The 20798-nt window shown below is 61.5% G+C and carries 20 protein-coding genes and 1 tRNA gene; 14 read left to right on the top strand and 7 right to left on the bottom strand.

The genetic code is table 11. From position 1 onward, the window contains the following. The first annotated feature begins 21 nt into the window (after positions 1-21). Positions 22-98: transfer RNA gene (locus E0502_RS00190), tRNA-Met, on the top strand. Between the two features lie 178 nt (positions 99-276). Then, on the top strand, positions 277-1530 hold the full coding sequence (locus tag E0502_RS00185; RefSeq protein WP_011413769.1) for a tyrosine-type recombinase/integrase: 1254 nt from the start codon (positions 277-279) through the stop codon (positions 1528-1530). Between the two features lie 7 nt (positions 1531-1537). On the opposite strand, the gene E0502_RS00180 is transcribed toward E0502_RS00185, so the two are convergent. Then, on the bottom strand, positions 1538-1741 hold the full coding sequence (locus tag E0502_RS00180; protein ID WP_081432275.1) for a DUF5818 domain-containing protein: 204 nt from the start codon (positions 1739-1741) through the stop codon (positions 1538-1540). Further along, complete coding sequence (locus E0502_RS00175) at positions 1738-2334, bottom strand: lytic transglycosylase domain-containing protein (protein WP_137677443.1); 597 nt, start codon at positions 2332-2334, stop codon at positions 1738-1740. The genes E0502_RS00180 and E0502_RS00175 overlap by 4 nt, the downstream gene beginning before the upstream one ends. A gap of 144 nt (positions 2335-2478) precedes the next feature. Here E0502_RS00175 and E0502_RS00170 point away from each other — a divergent pair, with 144 nt between their 5' ends. The 3 genes from E0502_RS00170 to E0502_RS00160 all read left to right on the top strand — a co-directional run bounded on the left by E0502_RS00170 (position 2479) and on the right by E0502_RS00160 (position 9788). Beyond that, on the top strand, positions 2479-3387 hold the full coding sequence (locus tag E0502_RS00170; RefSeq protein ID WP_011413771.1) for a DUF7146 domain-containing protein: 909 nt from the start codon (positions 2479-2481) through the stop codon (positions 3385-3387). 75 nt (positions 3388-3462) lie between these two features. Continuing rightward, a complete protein-coding gene (locus E0502_RS00165) occupies positions 3463-7710 on the top strand; it encodes a strawberry notch-like NTP hydrolase domain-containing protein (protein WP_137675994.1) in 4248 nt (1415 codons plus the stop codon). A 104-nt stretch (positions 7711-7814) separates the two neighbouring features. Next, entirely contained in the window at positions 7815-9788 is a 1974-nt protein-coding gene (locus tag E0502_RS00160; protein WP_011413774.1) for a ParB/RepB/Spo0J family partition protein, read from the top strand. A gap of 229 nt (positions 9789-10017) precedes the next feature. On the opposite strand, the gene E0502_RS00155 is transcribed toward E0502_RS00160, so the two are convergent. The 4 genes from E0502_RS00155 to E0502_RS00140 are packed head-to-tail and all read right to left on the bottom strand — an operon-like array spanning position 10018 to position 12283. Further along, complete coding sequence (locus E0502_RS00155; RefSeq protein WP_011414916.1) at positions 10018-10410, bottom strand: hypothetical protein; 393 nt, start codon at positions 10408-10410, stop codon at positions 10018-10020. Continuing rightward, positions 10407-11738, bottom strand: coding sequence for a dihydrolipoyl dehydrogenase family protein (locus E0502_RS00150; RefSeq protein WP_011414915.1), 1332 nt, complete (start codon positions 11736-11738; stop codon positions 10407-10409). Before E0502_RS00150 ends, E0502_RS00155 begins: the two co-directional genes overlap by 4 nt. Beyond that, entirely contained in the window at positions 11731-11943 is a 213-nt protein-coding gene (locus tag E0502_RS15370; RefSeq protein ID WP_081432306.1) for a GDCCVxC domain-containing (seleno)protein, read from the bottom strand. Before E0502_RS15370 ends, E0502_RS00150 begins: the two co-directional genes overlap by 8 nt. Beyond that, the gene (locus E0502_RS00140; protein WP_007163747.1) at positions 11936-12283 is read right to left on the bottom strand and encodes a mercuric transporter MerT family protein; all 348 of its coding nucleotides are present in this window, start codon (positions 12281-12283) and stop codon (positions 11936-11938) included. Before E0502_RS00140 ends, E0502_RS15370 begins: the two co-directional genes overlap by 8 nt. Before the next feature lie 75 nt (positions 12284-12358). Between E0502_RS00140 and E0502_RS00135 the strand changes: the two genes are divergently transcribed. From E0502_RS00135 to E0502_RS00110, 6 genes are all read left to right on the top strand, one after another. Further along, on the top strand, positions 12359-12748 hold the full coding sequence (locus tag E0502_RS00135) for a MerR family transcriptional regulator (protein ID WP_007163748.1): 390 nt from the start codon (positions 12359-12361) through the stop codon (positions 12746-12748). Positions 12749-12969: 221 nt separating this feature from the next. Continuing rightward, entirely contained in the window at positions 12970-13899 is a 930-nt protein-coding gene (locus tag E0502_RS00130; protein ID WP_090481500.1) for an ArdC family protein, read from the top strand. A gap of 11 nt (positions 13900-13910) precedes the next feature. Beyond that, positions 13911-14351 carry a hypothetical protein gene (locus E0502_RS00125; protein WP_090481503.1) on the top strand — a complete coding sequence of 147 codons (441 nt, stop codon included), beginning with the start codon at positions 13911-13913 and terminating at the stop codon, positions 14349-14351. A gap of 219 nt (positions 14352-14570) precedes the next feature. After that, entirely contained in the window at positions 14571-15506 is a 936-nt protein-coding gene (locus E0502_RS00120) for a DUF2493 domain-containing protein (protein ID WP_090481505.1), read from the top strand. A 71-nt stretch (positions 15507-15577) separates the two neighbouring features. After that, positions 15578-15847 (top strand): hypothetical protein, encoded by a 270-nt coding sequence (locus tag E0502_RS00115; protein WP_090481660.1) that lies wholly within the window; start codon positions 15578-15580, stop codon positions 15845-15847. 270 nt (positions 15848-16117) lie between these two features. Continuing rightward, positions 16118-16516 (top strand): single-stranded DNA-binding protein, encoded by a 399-nt coding sequence (locus E0502_RS00110; protein ID WP_011413783.1) that lies wholly within the window; start codon positions 16118-16120, stop codon positions 16514-16516. A gap of 66 nt (positions 16517-16582) precedes the next feature. On the opposite strand, the gene E0502_RS00105 is transcribed toward E0502_RS00110, so the two are convergent. Continuing rightward, complete coding sequence (locus tag E0502_RS00105) at positions 16583-16849, bottom strand: DUF6437 family protein (protein WP_083825588.1); 267 nt, start codon at positions 16847-16849, stop codon at positions 16583-16585. A 343-nt stretch (positions 16850-17192) separates the two neighbouring features. On the opposite strand from E0502_RS00105, the gene E0502_RS00100 reads away from it, so the two are divergent. From E0502_RS00100 to E0502_RS00090, 3 genes are all read left to right on the top strand, one after another. Then, positions 17193-17414 (top strand): hypothetical protein, encoded by a 222-nt coding sequence (locus tag E0502_RS00100; protein ID WP_029140018.1) that lies wholly within the window; start codon positions 17193-17195, stop codon positions 17412-17414. Positions 17415-18094: 680 nt separating this feature from the next. Next, entirely contained in the window at positions 18095-18424 is a 330-nt protein-coding gene (locus E0502_RS00095; RefSeq protein WP_029140019.1) for a hypothetical protein, read from the top strand. After that, positions 18414-20753: a type IV secretion system DNA-binding domain-containing protein gene (locus E0502_RS00090; RefSeq protein ID WP_137675993.1), complete on the top strand. Its 2340-nt coding sequence runs from the start codon at positions 18414-18416 to the stop codon at positions 20751-20753. Before E0502_RS00095 ends, E0502_RS00090 begins: the two co-directional genes overlap by 11 nt. Positions 20754-20798 lie beyond the last annotated feature (45 nt).

The raw sequence follows: 20798 nt of genomic DNA, 5'->3' as shown, positions 1-20798 counted from the left end.
GTGCCGCGGCATGCCTTTCGGGGCGGAGTAGCTCAGCTGGTTAGAGCACCGGAATCATAATCCGGGTGTCGGGGGTTCAAGTCCCTCCTCCGCTACCATTCTCGAATCCGCATGGGTTCGCTTGGGGCCGCATGCATCCGCAAAATTCAATTAAAACAGAATGATGTGAGCGATTCGCGTCCGCTTGCGTGCGCTTGCATTCGCTTGAAGCCGGATTTGGTGTGGGGGTATTTTGGGGGTATTTTCCGGGGGTAGCGAAAAGGAGCGATACCCCCAATGGCCTTGAGTGAGATTCAGATCAAAAAAGCGAAGGCGGCAGAGCGCCCATACAAGCTTGCGGATGGGGAGGGTCTATTCCTCCTTGTTCAAAAGAACGGCTCGAAGCTCTGGCGGCTGAAATACCGTTACCACGGTAAGGAGAAGCTGCTTTCTTTCGGCGCCTATCCCGAAGTAGGAATAGCGGCAGCAAGAGAACTCAAGAAAGTTGCCAAAGGTGTGCTGGCTGAGGGCAGGGACCCGATGGTCCACAAACCGGGTCGGGACTTCGAAGAGGCCAAGACCTTCAGGGCGATCGCCACCATGTGGCATCAGAACAGAGCAAGTAGTCTCGATCCCGCGCATGCGAAGCGTGTCTGGTCACGCATGGACCAGGATGTGTTTCCTGACTTGGGCGAGCTCATGATGCATGAGATCACTCCACCAGAAGTGCTAAAGGTCATTCGGAAAATCGAAGAGCGCGGCGCGCTCGACATCAGTCGGCGGGCAAAGCAATGTATTGGACAGGTGTTCCAGTTCGCTATTGCCAGCGGCCTTTGTGATTCCGACCCTACTGCGCATCTTCGCGGGGCACTGAAGCCACGGCCTCGGGTCAAGCATATGGCGAAGCTACCTCTCGCGCAGCTACCCGAGCTGATGATTAAGATCGGGCAATATCAAGAAGAGGGTGAGAGACGCTCCGAGATTACCCGGGCAGCATTGAATTTCGCTCTTCTTACATGGGTGCGGACGAAGGAGCTTCGATTCGCCAAGAAGCACGAGTTCGAAGATATGGGTGGACCTTCACCAGTATGGCGCATTGGCGCTGACCGGATGAAAATGGGCCGCGAGCATATCGTGCCACTGTCGCGACAAGCCGCTTCTCTTGCTCAGGATTTGATCAGCAAGTCCGAAGGTAAATACGTCTTTCCAGGCCAGAAGCCCAAGATGCCGCTCTCAGAGAATACGATGATCTATGGCCTCTATCGGCTCGGTTACCACGGGCGGCAAACTGTTCACGGCTTCAGGGGTCTGGCGAGCACCTGGGCGAATGAGCAGCTTGTCGAGGTCGGCGATCCCCCGATGTGGATCCGTCGATATCATGAAGACTGGGTCGAACTGCAATTGGCACACAGCGAAGAAAACGAAGTTCGCGGAGCATACAATGCTGCCGAATATCTCGCTCCTCGGCGTGCAATGTTGCAGGATTGGGCAGACTTCCTCGACTCCATCGGCGGCAAGCCGCAAAACATTGCGGTCTTGAGGGCCGCTTGACCTGCTCCTAAGCGGACACCTGACCAAGCCATTCGACGCGAAGCCGGTCGAACCCGACGACAATACCCTCTGCGGTAACTTCAAATCCGAAGTCATCGTTTGAGGGTTCATAGTCTTCAAGAACCCAGTGATCACCGGCATCGGTTACAATTGCAGCTCCCCGAGGAAGATGCTCGAGCCGTCCGCTGATCCTTTTCCGATTCGTAGTCATATCGAGCTGTATGCCATCCATCGGTCGATAACGCTCTTCACATATCCAGGCGTTTCCCGATTTTTCGGTATCCCGCCGGCTCGCGACACGGCGCCGGGTCCAGCGTTGTAGGCGGCCAGCGCGAGATGGATCGCACCAAAGCGCTCTAGCATCTGCTTCAGATACCGCGCGCCACCGTCGATGTTCTGAGCCGGATCGTGGCGATTGCTGACACCGAGTTCTCTTGCCGTTCCCGGCATCAGTTGAGCGAGACCAGCGGCGCCAGCCGGACTGATCGCCATCGGGTTGAACCGCGATTCCTGCCAAATCAGGGCCTGAAGCAGTCGAGGCGGTAATTGGTATCGCGCTTCAGCTTGCCGGATGAGTGGCTCGTACAAAGCTTCCTTGAAGCTTCTATCGATATAAGCCTTGCCGCCTTCTGGTTTGGCCAAGTCGATTGCAGTCGGGTTAAAGCCAAGACCTTTGTCGGTTGTAACCTCAACTTTGCTGAGGTCATGGTCGAAGACTTGAAACTCCCGCGCCCGCGCAGACCCGGAAATCGCTATCGCTATCGCAATCGGTAGCGCACCGCAACCGCAGGCCACCAGATACATTCGCATCGCATAACCTTTCACCTTGCCTCGATCTGCAAGAGAACATAAATAGAACAAATAGGTGTAGGAAAACGCTTTTTTGCGTGCTTATCCGAGAGGAGAGAGGGTCGGTTGGAGGGGCAATTGTGAGGCGATGGAGCCGGTATGCCCGTTTCGAATTCAACCCTGTCACGTACCTCGCTTGAGGACACCGCCCGCAAGATCTGCGAAAGCCGGGGCGGCAAGTGGTCCGGCACCAAGGGCATGGCCTGCTGCCCTGCGCATGATGATCGCACGCCGTCACTCGGTGTGTCGCTCGGCCGACAGGCCATCCTCTTCCATTGCTTTGCGGGATGCGATCAGCAGAGCGTGTTGTCTGCATTGGCGCGTGAAGGATTCGAGGCACCGGCGCTTTTTTCAGCTTCTGCGACCACCAACGGCCCCGAACCGACCAGCACCCGCAAACCCTCGGCGGCAGCGCTGAGGATCTGGCGCGATGCACAGCCACTGCGTGCCAGTCCGGCAAAGGAATATCTTGAGAGCCGCGGCATCCTCGCCGCATCTCCAGCGCTCCGCTTCCATCCACGAACGCCGCTTGGTCCAAAAGGACGGACCCGCTTTTTGCCCGCCCTGATCGCGGCAGTCAGCCTCGACGAGGGGCCGGTCGCCGTCCATCGCACGTTCCTTTCGGGCAATACCAAGGCCGCTTTCGACAAGCCGAAACGCGCGCTTGGCGCGCTCGGTGAATCTGCTGTCCGCCTCTTCGCTCCGGCCTCTGGCAAGCTCGGCCTTGCTGAAGGCATTGAAAGCGCAATGTCGGCTTATGCTCTCACCGGTGTCCCCGTCTGGGCGACCCTCGGGAATGAGCGCTTCGGCCTCGTCAGTGTGCCCGAGAGCGTGACCGAGCTTCATCTCTTCGTCGATCACGACGCTGGCGGCGAGCTGGCTGCGTCGCGTGGCCTGTCCGCCTATGCTTGCGATGGACGCACGGTACATGTCCGCAAACCGTCATCACGCGACACCGATTGGAACGACGAACTCACGGCATGGCTGCGCCGCAAGGCGGCGCCGTAGAGGAGAGAGGGCTTCTCGAATTCCTGATCCGGCAGAGGGCGTGTCCCGATGCCTTCATCAGGAGGACGAATTGCCATGTTTCAATCAGACCTGTTTCCCACCGGCGAGCAGTTGCCGTCAATGCCTTTGGCCTACGCTATCGGCACCCGAGTTGCCGAACTACTCGCTTCGGGACGGCATCTTACCCGTGCCGACATTTCCGGGCTGTTCGCCGAAGAGGCCGGCACCCCGGACTGGGGAAGCGCCTGGACCATCGATGACTACAACAACGCGGTCGAGATCGGCGCACTGCTCTGGCTTAGGGAGTCCTCATGCATCGATCTGGCAACAAGCGTGCACGAAGCCGACGCGCGGCTCGACTGGCTCGAAGCAGCCTTGCCGCCGCGGCATGTGCGCAGCGAAACACAGGTCGAGCTCCAGCAGTTCTCGACCCCGCCGATGCTGGCTTGGCTGATGGCGAAGGCTGCAGCTTTATGCGCGCAAGACACACTCCTCGAACCATCCGCCGGCAATGGCGCCCTCGCTCTCTGGAGCTCCCTCCAGAATGCTTCGCTGCTCCTCAACGAGATCGATCCGGCAAGACGAGATGGTCTGGCCCACATCTTCCCTTCGGCCACGATCACTGCGCATGACGGGGAACTGATCGCCGACCTGCATCGCGGCCCCATTCCGTCGGTCGTCCTGATGAATCCGCCGTTCGCGCGTAGCCAAGAACGCGGCAAGGATGGCGAGACGGCGCAGCGCCACCTTCGTAGTGCAATCCGGGCCGCGGCCAGTGGCGCAAGGATAGTCGCCATCATGCCCGAAGGCTTCGATGCTTCCACTTTCGCCAAGTCACAGCAAGAAGCGTCGCTGCTCCTCCATGTTCGCTTGCAGCAGATGTTTCGCCGGACAGGGACGGGGATTGCCGTTCGCCTGGTCGTCATCGACAAGACGCCGACTGCGTCTTCGCCCGCAATCAACGGGGATACCTGCGACCTGATCGCGCTCCACGCGCTTGTCACGAAGCTTTCGCCAAGGGCGAATATATCCGCCAACCTCCATCGCCTGCCAGTCGGAAAACCATTGCGCCTCGTTGGCAAGACTTCGAACCAACGCACGCCGGTCCGGCCGTTGGCGCCTTTCGCAGCGACATCAAAAGCCGCAGCGAATGCGATCGACCTCACCTATTCGGTCCTCGCCGAACCCGCGCCGGTGCCCGAACAGACAGGCATCTACCTACCTTACCGGCCAAGCCGAATCGCTTTCGAAGGCGCGCCGGTTCATCCCACCCCACTCGTGGAATCGGTCGCCATGGGGTCGGTTGCGGCTCCGCAGCCGAACGTTAGCCCGCGTCTCCCCGCAAATTGGCAGGCCAATGGCCTCTTGTCCGAAGCGCAATGCGAGACACTGGTCTATGCTGCCCAGGCATTCGCACGCGATCTCCCGGGGCGCTTCAAGGTCAGCCAGGAAGGCACCTCGCTCGAATTGTCGGGGAATGGGCACGCCTACCGACAGGGCTTCTTCCTCGGCGACGGAACCGGAGCGGGCAAGGGACGACAGATCGCCGCAGTCATCATGGATCGCTGGCTCGCAGGCGAGCGCCGCCATGTCTGGATCACCAAGAACGAGGCGCTGCTCGAAGATGCACGCCGCGACTGGGAAGCGCTTGGCGGGCTGCCGCTCGATCTCCAGCCGCTCTCGCGCTGGAAACTCGGCCAGCCCGTCACGATGTCCGAAGGCATTCTCTTCGTCACCTACCCGACGCTGCGCTCGGGGCGCGCCGACGATACGCGGCTCGACCAGATCCTTGCCTGGGCGGGCGAGGATTTCGATGGCGTGATCGCTTTCGACGAAGCCCACGCCATGGCCAATGCGCTCGGGGGCTCTTCAATCCGCGGCAAGGCCAAGGGCTCCGAACAAGGGATGGCGGGCCTCAGGCTGCAGAACCATCTCCCGCGCGCCCGCGTGCTCTATGCTTCTGCCACTGGCGCTTCGGATATTGCCAACCTCGGTTACACTTCCCGCCTCGGCCTTTGGGGACCCGAGACCGCTTTTCCGACCCACGAGGCATTCATGACCGAGATCCGCGCTGGCGGCGTCGCGGCGATGGAGCTCGTCGCCCGTGATCTCAAGGCCCAGGGCCTCTATCTTGCCCGTGCGCTGTCCTTCGCCGGGGTCGAGTACGACATCCTCGAACATAGCCTGACCGAAGCACAGGTACGGATCTACGATGCCTATGCTGATGCCTGGGCGATCATCCACCGCAACCTCGAAGCGGCGCTCGAAGCAACCCGCGTGGTCGACGAGGACAGCGGCGACACGCTCAACCGCAATGCCAAGACTGCGGCGCTATCGATCTTCGAAGGCACCAAGCAGCGCTTCTTTGCCCAGCTCCTGCTTTCGATGAAATTGCCGAGCCTGATCCCCGCGATGGAAGTAGCGCTTGGCGAAGAGCATTCGGTTGTCGTGCAGCTGGTCTCGACCGCCGAGGCCATGCTCGACCGGCGCCTTGCCGACCTTACCGTGGAAGAACGCGAAGCTCTCGATATCGATCTGTCCCCGCGTGAATACGTCATCGATTATCTGGCGAAGAGCTTTCCAGTGCGCCTGATGCAGGTCTTCACTGACGAGGAGGGCAATTTGCGTTCCGAAGCGATGAGCGACGAGCACGGCAATCCCGTTTTCTGCCCGCGCGCAATTGCTGCGCGCGATGCGCTGATCGAACAGCTTTGCGCACTGCCGCCCATCGCCACTGCGCTCGATGCGATTATCGAACATTTCGGAACCGACGCCGTGGCCGAAGTCACGGGCCGGACCCGCAGGCTTGTCCTGGGCCGCGATGGTGAGCAGCGCCTCGAACGGCGTAGCCCCAGCGCCAATGTCGCCGAAGCCCAAAGCTTCATGGAAGGGACCAAGCGCATCCTGGTCTTCTCGGATGCGGGCGGTACGGGGCGTTCCTACCATGCCGACCTCGGCTGCCGGAACCAGCAACGCCGGGTCCATTTCCTGCTCGAGCCGGGCTGGCGCGCCGACAACGCTATCCAGGGTCTCGGTCGTACCAACCGCACCAACCAGGCCTCGGCTCCGCTGTTCCGGCCGGTAACCACCGACGTGAAGGGCGAGCGCCGGTTCATATCGACCATTGCGCGAAGGCTCGACGCATTAGGCGCGCTGACGCGCGGCCAGCGCCAGACCGGCGGACAAAACCTGTTCGACCCGGCAGACAATCTCGAAAGCGACTATGCGCGCGACGCGCTCACCCGATGGTTCCAGCTGCTTTATGACGGCAGGCTCGAAGCCACCACATTCGGCAACTTCGTCGAGCGAACGGGCCTCCGGCTCGAAAGTCCAGATGGTGGACTGACCGACAATCTCCCCACGATCCAACGCTGGCTCAACCGCATTCTTGCGCTGCCGATCGCGCTCCAGAACGCGATCTTCGAGGAGTATCTCGGACTTGTCGAAGCGCGGATCGAAGCTGCGCGCGAGGCCGGAACGCTCGACCAGGGACTGGAAACCGTGAGGGTCGATCATTTTACGGTCCTGGCAGATGAACTCCTGCGCACCGATCCCGTGACCCGAGCCGAGACCCGCCTCGTCTCGCTCGAAGTGACGAGGCACCTTCGGCCTCTGCAATTGCAGCGCCTGGTGCGGATGCACGAGATCGGCAGTCGGCACGCGATCCCGATGCGCAATATGCGGTCAGGCAAGGTCGCGCTGTCGGTTCCAGCCCGTCGCCTCATCGCCGACGACGGGGCCGTGATTGAACGCAGGCGCCTGCTGCGCCCGCTCAAGTCCGCGAACTGGACCCTTGAGGCACTCGCTGAGAGCCACTGGGAGGAAATTGGCGTCTCTGCGTTCACCAGCGCCTGGCGGGCCGAGGAAGAAGAGGCGGCCAAATCACCGGTCACTGAGCGAGTCCATTTCGCTACCGGACTTCTGCTTCCGGTCTGGAAGCGCCTCCCAGGCGATCATGTTCGGGTCACCCGGCTCGTTGCCGAAGATGGTCAGTCGATCATCGGTCGCGAAGTGCTCGATATCGATCTCGCTGCGATCGCCGATACCTTTGGTCTATCCGGGGTTACCGGACCATCGGCAGAACAGATCGGCGCGCTTGTGATTGCCAGCGGCAAACCGCTGGGCCTTGCTAGCCATGATCCACTCACCGTGAAACGCTCGCTGGTCGGCGGCGAACAGCGCCTTGAACTGATCGGCTTCTCCCCCGATCGGCTCGACTGGTACAAGAACAAGGGCTGCTTCACCGAGATCATCCGCTACCGCACGCGGCTGTTCGTCCCGGTGTCGAGAGCCTCGTCGGTCCTCCCCGCGCTTGCCGCCTGATCCTTAGGGCAGACCCCAATCTCAGAATGAGAGTGGAGGGAGCCCTTTGGGCTTGTGGGCCTCGTGATCCTCACCTGCGCCTTCATTCCATCAGGAGAACACCCATGATCCATTCGATTCCCTTGAAGAAGCTCGTCCCGAGCCCGCGCAACGTTCGCAAGTCGAGCGACGTGCTGGCCGACCTCCAGCTGCGGGCAGACATTGCTGCGCGCGGCCTGCTGCAGAACCTCGTCGTGCGCAAAGGAAAGCGCGGCAAATTCGAAGTCGAGGCCGGCGGTCGCCGTCTCGCCGCGCTGCAGGCGCTGGCCGAAGAGGGCACCTTGCCTGACACGCACGAAGTCACCTGCCTCGTGATCGAAGGCGAGGAAAGCGAAGTGCGCGAAGCCAGCCTCGCCGAGAACTTCCAGCGACTCGCGATGAACCCGGCCGACGAGGCGCAGGCCTTCGCCTCCATCATCGAAGCAGGAGCTACGACGGAAGACGTAGCGCGACGCTTCGGCCTCACCGTCCGGTTCGTCGAAGGGCGCCTGCGTTTGGCAAGTCTGGCACCCTGCGTCTTCGAAGCGCTCGCCGAAGGCACGATCACGCTCGACATGGCCAAGGCCTACGGCGCGATCTCCGACGTCGAGCGCCAGGCGCATGTCTATGCCGAGCTGCAGGATGCCTGGTACCAGATCACGCCTGACACGATCCGCCGCATGGTGCTTGATGCCACGGTGCGTGGTTCCGATCCGCGGGCCGTGCTTGTCGGACGCGATGCCTATCTCGCCGCAGGCGGCCGGATTGAGCGCGAACTGTTCGACGATGACGCCAGCGAGAGCTGGATCGATGTCGCGCTGCTCGAAGACCTCGCGCACAAGGCCATGGACGAAGCCGCAGAAAAGACCGCGCTCGAATTTGGCCTTGCCTGGGTCCGGCCGACGCTTGGCAACTACGTCAGCCACGACCTTGTTGAAGGTCTCGGTCGCTTGCCCTGCGAGCCTGCGCCAATGACCGAGCAGGAAGCGCAGGAGCTCGGTGAGCTCGAGGCCGACTACGACCGCGTCGCCGCCGTGCTCGAAGACGAAGACAGCGACGAGGACGAGGTCGCCAAGGCCGAACAGGAACTCGTCGTCATCGACCGCGCCATGCGCGCGCTCAATGACCGGCCGCCGGTCCTCGCTGACGAACTGAAATCCGAGGCTGGTGCCTTCCTAGTCCTCTCGCGCAATGGCGAGCCGACCTTGGTCCCGCAGTTCTACACCGAGACCGAAGTCATCGCTGACGAAGGCGTGATCGAGGCCATTGAAGAGAGCGGTGCGGCGAAGCCCAAGGGCAGCTCGCTGTCCCAGCGCCTGCTCGACGAACTGGCCATGCAGCGCCGCGACATCCTTGCGATCCATCTCGCCAACGATCCGGCACTGGCGCTCGACTTCATGGTCTTCACGCTTGCCGATGTCGATGGACATGACTGGCGCGCCAAGAAAGCGTCGACGCTGGTCGGCTCTGTCGCTTCCGGCCCGGTCACCGGGTTTGAGGCCAAGGATGCGCCGGCGAGCGCTGCCCTGGCCGAGTTTGCCGGGTCGCTCGATGAAAGCTGGCGTGCTGGTGAATGCGACGTGAAGCGGTTTGCGAGGTTCCGGGCGCTTTCCGATGAGGCGCGTTCGGCCTGGCTCGGCCATGTCGTCTCGCGCACTCTAGTTGCAAGCCTTGCGTGCGAAGGCGAACGTTCGGTGCCGCTGCACGAGGCGCTTGGCTCGTTACTTGAAATCGAGACCGCGCATTGGTGGCGTCCCACGGCGGCCAACTACTTCGACCGCGTGGCCAAGGCTCGCACGCTCGAAGCGCTCGATGGCGCCGGCGGTCCCGAACTCGTCAGTCGCTATGCCGCATCGAAGAAGGCCGAACTGGCGAGCGCTGCCGAGCGCATCTTCTCCGGGAACTTCATTGGCGAGCCCGAGGTCAAGGAACGGGCGCAGGCCTGGGTTCCACCTATAATGCGTTTCGCCGGTTCTGAAGAAGCCGAACTGGCGGACCACGGAGGCGACGAGGCGGCCAACGTGGAAGCAACTGACGAAATTGCCGAGCAGGCTGCCTGACCCCTCCTGACAGGTCCAGGTCACTCGGCGGGCGGTCCGTCCCAATCGGGACGGGCCGCCTTTTCCATGTCAAATTTTGGGCCGGTTGCTAACAGTCCGCTCCCAGGCGACTGCGCAGCAGAAGCAGACGGCAGTCTGCTTGATCGAGACCACCCGCTCGTGTTCGCTTTGAAAAGGTTCTTGGTGGAGAGGGTCTCGTTTCTATTTCGCTGTGAACAGAAACCTGAGCTTACGCCGGTCTTCGCCAATACTTCCCTGCTATCCGTTCGGCGATAAAGCTGCCAGCAACTACCCCAAACGTGACCCAGATGATGACGCTTGGACCGTGTTTCCCGAAATCAGCCAAGCCGAATGCCACCATGGCAAAAAGCGCAGCACCAATCAGAAATGCTGGCCCTGCGATCATGCAGTGAAGCCGACGGCAACGCAAAGCGTTTAACGAGCACGCCGCCCCCATCCATAGGAACAGCACCGCCGCGATTTCCACCCTCTCGTTCGGTTGCAGAAGTTCTGCGGTAAAGTTTAGGCCGATTAGCGCCGCAAACGGCACGCCCCAGATTAGGATACGGTGCAGACGGTTGGCGGCCAAGTCACGCTTGTTGGTGGCTTCCGCGTTGCTCATCCCAACATATACCCTGCATCGGAGGCCGCCGTCGGATAAGCGAACATGGTAGATTTGATGTCGTCCGCGTTTAGCCCATGGCGCATGGCCAAGCCGAAGATATTGACGAGCTCGTCGGCGTCAGGGCCGACCAAGTGGGCTCCAAGGATGCGTCCCGTTCCGTTCTCGACCAGCAGCTTGTGGCCGTAGATCTCTTCGTTCAGCCGCCTCGCCGAGAACCAACCAGGGTGCGAGCCAGCATGCACCGTGAAATCCAGCCCTGCCTCACGCGCCTCGCTTTCCAGCATTCCGACCCTGGCCGCCGGCGGCTCCGTGAAAAGTGCACTTGGCACCCCTCGATAGTTCGGAGTTCGACCGGTATCATCGAGTATGTTTTCTACCACGACCTTGGCATCGTTACTGGAGACTGGAGTCAGTGGCGGGCCATTTGCAGCAGCGTCACCTGCCGCGAAGACCTTGGGGTTACTTTGGCTCCGTAGCTGGGCGGTAAGTGCCAAGCGACCCGCGTCACAGGCGACGTCTCCCGCCTCCAGATCGAGCGAGCCGATCGCAGGGATTCTTCCGGCAGCGTGCACCACCAGGCTCCCTTCGATCCTGCGGTCGCCAGCATGGACGGTCAGCACGCTGCCTTTCTTCGTTACGCGGTCCACTTCAGCGTCCACAATTTCGATGCCGAGATCATCGAAACTTGGCATGAGCCAATCGACCGTGTCAGGGTCGAAGGCTTTCAGAATGCGGCCTCGTTGGAAGATTGTGACCTTTGCACCGGCGCGCGCGGCGAGGTGGGCAAATTCTGCGGCAATGTATCCGCCGCCGACGAATACGATCCGATCTGGAAGGGTTTTGAGTTCTAGGAATGCATCGCTGTGAATCAGCAATTCCTCACCTTCGATCCCAAGCGGTCGAGGCTCTGCTCCCGTTGCGATAAGAGCGTGCGAGAAACTCAGTTCCCGGTCGCCTATCACGATCCTGTCGGGGCCAGCAAAGCGTGCCGCGCCGTGAAAAGTCGCGACGCCCTTACGCTCGTAGCGAGCTTCCTGCTTTTCAGGGACGGGGTCGGTAAAGCTGCGCTTGAATGCCTGGAGGTCGGCCCAATCAATTGAAACCGAGCCCTTGATGCCCTTCCCCTTCATTCGCCTGTATGCCGCGAGCGCTTCCTCTCCGCTCACCATCATCTTTTTCGGGTCGCACCCTCGAAGCGCACATGTGCCACCGTAAGGCCGATAATCGATAACCGCGCAGCGCTTCCCGGCGTTGGCCATCTGGTGGACCGCGACCTGCGCAGCAGTTCCCGATCCGATGGCGACGAAATCGAAAGCCTCAGCCATGGCAGCAATCCCCTTCCTGTATTGGGGGGCAGGGAACGGTGCCGTACGAGCAAAACACGCAGCAATCGCCTTGGAGCGGCTGAAGGCGAACGCCGCAACCCGCGCAGTTATGGAAGAACAGGCAAGCGTTGGTCGGCATTTCCATGTCCTCCTCATGACCGCATTCGGGACAGCGCAAGCGCGAGATCAGGATCGGATCAGCCATAGAGGAAGGCACCTGTCAGCAGCGCCGCACCGATGGCAATTCCTATGGCGGTCAGCGCTCGATAAGTCGATGATCCGCATGCACTGTCCGCCGGGCATGTTCGTGCCTGCCGAAACTGCCAGAGCAAACGGAGGGTCGCAGCGAGAAGAAGAGCCGACGCCAGGGTCAGCAACGGGACGCGATAGGGGGCCAGGACCGGCGAGATGCTGCCAAGCCACGCCGAGCCCACACCCACCGACGCGAGCATCAAGGGCAGTGCACAGCATGCAGCTGCCCCGAAGGCTGCAAAGATACCTCCGCCCGTCGCCAATCCGTTCCACCATGTGCTGATGCCGCGCATCGATCGTCCTTTTGCAAACCTCGATTCGCACACCTATTTACAGTCTGTAGCAACTACAGACTCAAGAGGTTGGCTTTGAAAATTGGCGAAGTGGCGAAGCGGACCGGGTGTAACATCGAGACAATCCGGTATTACGAACGGATAGGCGTTATCGATGCTCCGCCGAGAAGGGGCGCCTACCGCGACTATGGTCCTCACGACACGGAGCGCCTCCGCTTCATTCGGCGCGCGCGCGAACTCGGATTTTCCCTCGAAGAGGTGCGGGCATTGCTTGACTTAACGCCAGGTCAGGAAGTGCGTTGCGATGAGGTGCAATCGATCGCCGAACAGCACCTCGCAAACATCCGTGCGAAGCGGGCCGACCTTGAGCGTATGGAGAACGCTCTCGCTAAACTGATCGAGCAATGTGGCACCACGAGCAATGATCGGTGCCCGGTATTGGAAAGCCTCGCGGGCGAAGGCTAGCCCAGCGAATTCAAGCTACAGACCAACGGGTTTCCACCCAGCACTCAAAATTGGCGCAGCCTGCCGGATCAGAAAAGCAAGCGGTCCGCTTTCGGGCACCTTGCAATGTGCGGCCTACGACCAGAATTGGGGCGCATAACGGTCATCATTGAAGGAGAGAGGAGGCAGCTTTGCTCATCCTGAGCCGGGATATGTCCGTCCCGGCCATCAGGAGAACTCCCATGACCAAGTATCGCCGCAGTGCTTCGACTTCGCCAGCCCAGCGCATTACCGCTGCCATCATCGAAAAGCTCGAGCAAGGCACAAAGCCCTGGGTCAAGCCGTGGCGTGGCGTACCGGTTTCGCGGCCCTTACGCTCCTGCGGGACCCCCTATCGCGGGATGAACACCTTCTGGTTGTGGACGGTGGCCGATGGCTGTGGCTACGCCTCGCCCTACTGGATGACCTACCGCCAGTGCCAGCAGCTCGGCGGACAGGTCCGCAAGGGCGAAAAGTCGACCATCGCAATCTTTTACAAGAGCTACACCAAGGAGGTCGAGAGCGCCGAAGGCGAAGCTGACACCGAGAACCGGCGCGTGCTCAAGGCCTATGCCGTGTTCAATGCCGACCAGTGCGACGGCCTCCCCGACTTCTACCATCCAGAGCCACTGGTTGCCGCGCTGGAGCCCTATGGACGAGAAGATCGCCTTGATACCTTCTTTGCTCATGTCGGCGCACACCTGCGCCACCATGGCGCGCAGGCTTACTATGAGCCGTTGCGCGACCGGGTCACCATGCCGCCAGCCGAACTCTTCGAAGCCTACGACCAATACTATGCGACGCTCGCACACGAGCTTTCGCACTGGACGGGTCACTCTTCGCGGCTCGACCGCGATCTCAAGAACCGCTTCGGCAGCGACGCCTATGCCGCCGAGGAACTGATCGCCGAACTTTCCTCGGCCATTCTCGGGGCAGAACTGGGTCTTCCTGTTACCCATCTCGACCATCACGCCAGCTACATCGCGTCTTGGCTCAAGATCCTCAAATCGGACGAGCGCGCGATCTTGACCGCTGCGGCCAAGGCCGAGGAAGCGGCAAGCCTGTTGCTCGAGCTTGGGGGTCACCAATCCTGCGATAGCGAGGCCGACATCGATCTCTCTGATGCAGCCTGAGGAGCAGTGAGATGGGACGTTCCGTCAGCTATCCAACTGGCTCCGTGGTGGCCTTTCGCCTGCTTGATGAGGGCGAAGGCGGCGATGTCGACTGGGTCTACGAGTGCCTGGTCGACGAGGTCATCGATATCACGAAGGCGACCTTTCCTTCCTTTGAACGCTTCGATGGATGGCGCGGCCGCGAGGACCGCATCCTCCTGCGAAACGCCTTCGCCGATTGCGGCATATCGACCTATTGCGGGCTCGCCGCGATCTGGCTCGCCGAACGCGATGATGCCCGGTACTGGGAGGCGGATTTCTACATCCCAAGAACGGCAAGGGCACGGCACTGGCTCGCCCAGGTGTCAGGAAAGTTCATCGACCTGTTTGGTGAGCTGCGCCTGGTTGGGCGGTTCTCGAATGGTGAAGCGATCTTCGAGCGCTCCCGATCCACCTGCGACAGCGGGTCCTGATCCTGCCTCATCCCAGTCCGCCGGGAGAGGCCCTTGGGCCGGTCGTGGCGAGCCGCAACCTGCGGCCCGTCGGCCCGTGTTGCCCGCGCCAGCCTAGGGCCGCAGGTTTCCCGCTGCGCGGTGCGTCTCGCCCCTTCTCCCGGCTCTGATCGGGCTCCGGCGGACAGGGCCGAGGCAATGGTGCCTCCTCTCCTTGTCCCCGCGATCAGGAGACACCCCATGTACGACAGCTTCATCGACCAGTTGAGCGGCCTTGACCTTTCAAGCCTCAGCATCAGGCCCGCCCCATTCAATGCAACCGACTTTCCCTGCGAGGACGCGATCGACCAGACACTTGGCGCCGTATGGTCCGACCTTTTCGCGATGTTTTCCGACACTGCTTTGGAGGCTGATGCCGAGGATATTGCCTGGGGCATGGTCAATCTCTTTCACCGCGCAGCCAGCCGTAAGTCGGCTCAATTGGATCGGGCCAGCGACGAGATCCGGACTCTGCTGGCATCCGCTGATGGATCCGAAGTGCATTCGAGCAATCTGGAAGAGCAGGTCGAGCGCGCGCAGGCTGCCGAAGCCAGCATGCTGGCCTTCGAGCAAATGCGCGAGGCGACGGCAGCACTTTATCGCGACGAGACCGGTTCCTCGTGGAAGCCCGTTTCCGGCTCGCGCACGAACCATTCGCGAAATCTCACATCGGCCGTGATCGATGCCCGCGATTTCCTCCGCGCACGCGCGGAGAACCGGCGTCATGCCCTGATTCCGGAGGGCACTCCGGTAGTCTTTGCCGGTGGTCGCCAAAGCTTCGAGAGCGCCGAGGATGCGAAGCGTTATGCCGAAAATGTTTGGGCGACGCTGGACAAGGTTCGCGATGTGGTTCCTGATCTCTTCCTGGTTCATGGTGGCGACGGCAAGGGTGCCGATCGCCTGGCCGCGAGCTGGGCCGAGCGCCGCGAAGTACAGCAACTGACCTACTCACTTGATCGTCGGCTTGGTGCCCGCGCCGGATTCAAGCGCAACGAGCAGATGCTCTCGCTCAATCCGCGCTACGTTGTCGCCTTTCCGGGCAATGGCGTGACCGAACGGCTCGTCATCGATGCCAAGGCGCGCCGGATCACCGTGGTCGATCGTCGTGGCCACTTGGGCACCTCTCCCGGGTCCTGAGGGGCCCTTCATCATCTGCATGAGAATTGCCTGGATGTGCATTCGGCGCCGACCCGACTATGCATGAGGTCATGCAACTTGACGATCTGCTGCAGCGCTACTTTGCTACCACCGACCTCTCCGCGGTTGCTCCCGACACATTTGCAGCCGGCATCGAGCATTGCCGGGTCGATTTCGGCCTTGAGGAGGACCGGGGCAAGCGCTTTGCACTGTGGTCGTTCCTGCACATGTTCGGGTCCGCCCCCGACCTCGATGTGGCGTTCGAGAACGAGGAAGACCGGGAAGCTGCGCGCAACTTTATGGATCTCCTAGCGGCATCGGAAGACGATGGGGCAAGCTGATTGCATCGGGAACACGCGAGCCTTCAGACCCGCACCCGATACCCATCCGGCTTTTGTCGCGAACAGTCCTGAACCAGGCCAGCTGAGGACAGCAACCCGTTCCTTTGACGGCCGTGTTGTCGCGCTTCGCGCGCCTGCCCGCACCACCCGTCATGAACAGGTTTCCCTTGGAGCTTCGCTCCTGCGGTGCAGTCCTCCCATGCCCTGCTTCTTCTGGATGTTCGCAAGCCGGAGATGGTCTCCGGTTTGAGGAACTGAAGGACTTACACCATGACCAATATCGCAATCCTCACCGGTCGCATCGCCCGCGAGCCCGACACCCGCGAGACCAAGGGCGGCACCAACGTCACCGGGATCACCGTCGTCACCGATCGCCCAGCACGGGACAAGGACGGCAAGACATACAAGGACGAGAACGGCTACACCGCCAAGGAAAGCGAGTTCCACCGAGTGACCTGCTTCAACGGCCTTGCCAAGACCGTCGGCCAGTACTGCTCCAAGGGCCAGCTGGTCAGCGTCCAGGGCCGCATCCACTACACCCAGTGGGAGGACAAGGACGGGGTCACCCGCTACGGCACCGAAATCCTCGCCGACAAGGTCGACTTCCTCTCCCGCGGCAACGGCTCCGGCGAGAACGACGACAACAAAGATGCTCCCGAGATCGACTGAACTCTCCCGTCGATCTCCCTCCCGAAGGGGTCCTGTCCAACCGGACAGGGCCCCTTCTTGCTGTTCCTACTCTCCGGATGGCTGTTCGGTGCGAGGAGACGAGCGAGCCGGTGGAAGCAGCTTCTGCAGAGACGCCTCTTCACCGAGCTTTCCGAGCTCTCCGGCAACTCTTGCGAGCGCCTTCTTCGAGAAGGTCTCAAGCCCCGTTCCCAGGATGATGCGTCCCAGTTCTAGGGCGGCTTGAGCTTCAAGTAGCTTCTGGCGCTCGGCAAGTGCCAGCCGGTCGGCCTCGAGTTTCCGGAGTGCTGCGACAGCGCTTCGTTTGGTTGGCATCGGGGTTCCTTTCCTGCACCCCTCGGTGGTTCCTCCCTTCGATCAACATGCACCCGGGCACAGCCTGTAGGAAAGTCCAATCGCGCTGGTCGTCCCTTGCACTACGTAACGGAGCGGGGGAGGGGGCTGGCTCACCGAATTCCAAGGGTGATGGGCATGGGGCCGGCGCGTCAAGGACGGCGGGGCCCCACCATTTTGCCTCCCCTGCGCTTTGCTCCGGTCCGACAAAATCGTTGCCCCCACCGCCGCTTCGCGGTCGCCCTCGGGGCGATCCCTGACCCGCCGGCCCCATGCCCCTCCGCCTGTTTCCTGTCGTCTCAGCGACAGGTTTCAGGAGGATATCATGACTACACTCAGCACCTTGGACATGAACGCGCACAGCTATTTCGAAGCGCTTGCAGTTGCCGAAAGGCGCGCCCAGCACAGTTTCTTCGACCAGCACGTGGTGGAAGATGAAGACCTGGGCTACTTCGCCCTGGACGAGGGTGACTACAACGCACTGCCTGCGCATCTCGCCAGCCGCGTGGTGCACACGGTCCATGGAGCCATGCTGGACGAATACTGACGACCATACGAGGGCAGGAGCCGGTGACGGTTCCTGCCTTTTTTCGTGTTCGCTGGCACTGGAGCGGGACGAAAAGCGGAGCGGGGCTGGGGTCGCGCTCGGTCCCGCCCCGCCTTCGGCGGTGCTCCTGCGGGCGCGGCCTTCTTGTTCTGGGCCCCGCACGCACGCCCGAACGACAGCGGGTCGGACCGGCGCGGTGCCGCGGGAACCGACAGGCCCCGGTCCCGGGCACCGCACGCGCTCCTTTGCCGCCGCCTTTGCGGGGTGTGCGGTCCTTGTGCGTGGTATTCATTCAAACGCAGATCAGGCTCAATTACGGTCGCGAACTGGATGCTCGCGCCTCCGAGGGCTCAGTTGGAAAATGCCTTAGAGAAAGGAGCGACCATGATCACTGGATTTCGCCGCACAATGGGGAACAGAATTGGCACACCGTACGCAGCGGGTGCTGCAATGGAAGGCATTAAAATGCTTCGCGAATTCACGAAATCTCGCCGTTGTCATCTTCTGTGCCGGATGCGGTCCAGTTGCTCGCTCGTCCGTGCCGAGTCGGCACAGATCCGTTTAATCTGCTGAAAAGCGATGTGAATTTTCCGTTTTCCTACACCCCATGCTGCGGCCTAGAGTGGCACTTGCCTTTCGAAGGGTGAGCCAGGTTCTTTGAACACAAGGAACTTGGAAAAATGCAAAGACACCACCGGTTCGTGACCTATGTCACGCCCCTGATCGCCGAATGGATCAGGAAACAAGCAGAAGAGCGCAGGGTCAGCGCGAGTATCGTTGTTTGCGATTGCATCTTCGATGCCTGGCAGCGCGCAACCGAAGCTGATCTGAGGACCCCGGCGACCGATCCAGTGCGCCAGAACATCTTCATCACGGTCGCATTGGATGCGCTGCTTACGCATCATCCCGACAGCACACTGCGCGACAGAACGGTCGCAGCCTACCAGCGCCGGCTGGAGCGCCTCGGTATCGTTGCACCCCGACCCATGGGAGGCGATGATGAAGCATAATCTCGTCAACTTCACCCGCGGCAGCCAGCTCCTCGGGCATTTCGGCTTCATGTTTGCCGCGGGCCTCAAGGGACCCCTGATCGTGACACTCCTGGTCGTTCTCGGGCTGGTCTATTGGGACGTAAGCAGCGCGCTAGATGACTACCAGGTCTACCTCCTGTGGATGCATGCCTATGCCTCTGGCTATGCCTTCATGGAGTTCGATCCGGACAAGCTTGTGAACCTCAAGCTGGCCGATGGTAGCCTCGTCGCATTTCCCATTTCCGTGGTCACCGATTACCCGCCGATGCGCGAAGCGGTCGCGCTTTTCCAGAGCGCGGTCATCAGCGCCTTGTGGCTTGCAGGGTTCATTCTTGCGCCGCTCTTCGCGCTCTTCTGGTGGGTTGCCGAACGCTTCGGCGAGAAGTCCAAACAAAAGAAGCATGTACGCGGGGCGGAGCTTGCTACCTTGCGCGACCTTAGCCGCGAGATCGCTGCACACAACCGCGATGCCCGTGCCCGCGAGTATGGCGATGCGTTGGGCTGGCGCTGGCGTCTGGCCGGGTCGGCTTCGCTGCGGGATGCGGGCTTCTATTCTCCCGCGCATCTGGCCGGGGTCAGCTGGCCCTGGCGGCTTGAGCAGAGTCACGCGATGCTTGTTGGCACAACCGGGACAGGCAAGACCGTCGTCCTAACCGAGCTTACCAGGGAGATCCGTGAACGGGGCGAACGTGCGGTCATTTTCGATCTTACTGGGGCCTTTGTCGAAACCTTCTACGATCCCAAACGCGACATCATTCTCAACCCGCTCGACGCGCGTTGCCCCGCCTGGAGCGTGTTCAACGATTGCTCCACGCGTGCCGAATTCCATGCCGCAGCGGAGTCCCTCGTCCCGCACGATGGGGGCGGTGCCGAACAGTTCTGGGTGCTCGCCGCGCGCACGCTGTTCGTCGAGACCTGTCTCAAGCTCGCCGAAGCTGGGAGGGGCACCAACGCCGCGCTCGCCCACGAACTCATGAACGCCGATCTCTCCGATCTGCACCGTCTCGTCGAAGATACCATGGCCGGTCCCATCAGCACGCCGAGCGCGGCGCGCATGGCGGAATCGGTGCGTGCAGTGTTCAATGTCAACGCCAAGGCGCTCCAGATGCTGCCCGAAGACGGGACGCCCTTTTCGGTCCGCGAGTGGGTCAACGGGGCAGGTGAACCGGGCTCTATCCTGTTTCTGTCCGCGCGCTACATCGACATGAGCGTGCTCTCGCAGCTGCTCACCCTGTGGCTCGATACCGCGATCAATACGCTGATGGCGGGCCAGCGCTCGCGGGACATCAGGCTCTGGTTCCTGATCGACGAACTGGGCGCGCTGCATCGCCTGCCTTCGCTCGAGAAGGGCCTCCAGACCGCGCGCAATTTCGGGGGCGCGATCGTCACCGGGATCCATGCCTTTGCCAAGCTCAAGGATGTCTACGGCGAGAACATGGCCATGACCCTGTCCTCGCTTGCCCGAACCAAGCTGATCCTCGGCACAGCAGATCGCGAGACCGCCACCTGGTGTTCCGATATCATTGGCCACCGCGAGGTTCGCGAGATGGAGGAAGGATACAGCTACGGCTATAACAATGCGCGCGACGCGGTAAGCCTGACGCCCCGGCGCCAGGTCGTCCCACTGCTGCTTCCCGACGAGCTGATGAAGCTCAAGAACCTACATGGTTTCATCAAGTTTCCCGAAGGATTTCCGGCGGCACCCGTGGTTCTCGCACCGCGCAACTGGCCTCGGGTGGCCGAAGGCTTCATTCCCCGGGATATGCCGAAGTTACCACCGCAGACCCGGCACGCTGATGATAATGAGGGAGCAGGGGGCGGTGCCGGAGCAGCCTCTGAAACAGGCGACAATGATGGTGATCCTCGCCGGATGAGGAATGCGCACGATCGCACCGACAGCGCTGAAAAGAAAGCCGACAAGGAAGACAAAAAGGAACTGCGCCGGACCCGTCGCAGCAACAAGGGCGATCAGGCTCGACCGGACCAGACAAGGAAGCGTCGCGATCCGAATGCGCGAGGGAAAAGGGCGACATCGGACCCTCAGCGGCCGGCTCAATCCGAACTCCCTCTGTCTTCGAAAGCTGAGGAGCACCGCGGCATGGAGCAACGGGCTGTGCCTTCCGCCAGGTCCGATATTCCCGATCCCGCAGCGCATCAGCGAGCACAGGTCGCGCGCGGCAAGGCCGACCAGAGGCTCCAGGAAGAGCAGCAGAAGTCGCTTCTTGGCGGTGCAGCGAAGCAGGGCCGCGATGCCGATCAGGGGCAGGACCATGGTCACGATTACGGGGACTTCGATCCGGATATGTGACGCTCAACCGGGGAGGGGACGAGGGCCAAGAGAAAGTGATCCCAG

It is taken from the genome of Parerythrobacter lutipelagi, assembly GCF_005434975.1.
GTDB lineage: Bacteria > Pseudomonadota > Alphaproteobacteria > Sphingomonadales > Sphingomonadaceae > Parerythrobacter_A > Parerythrobacter_A lutipelagi.
This window is presented reverse-complemented; position numbering and strand designations above follow the sequence as displayed.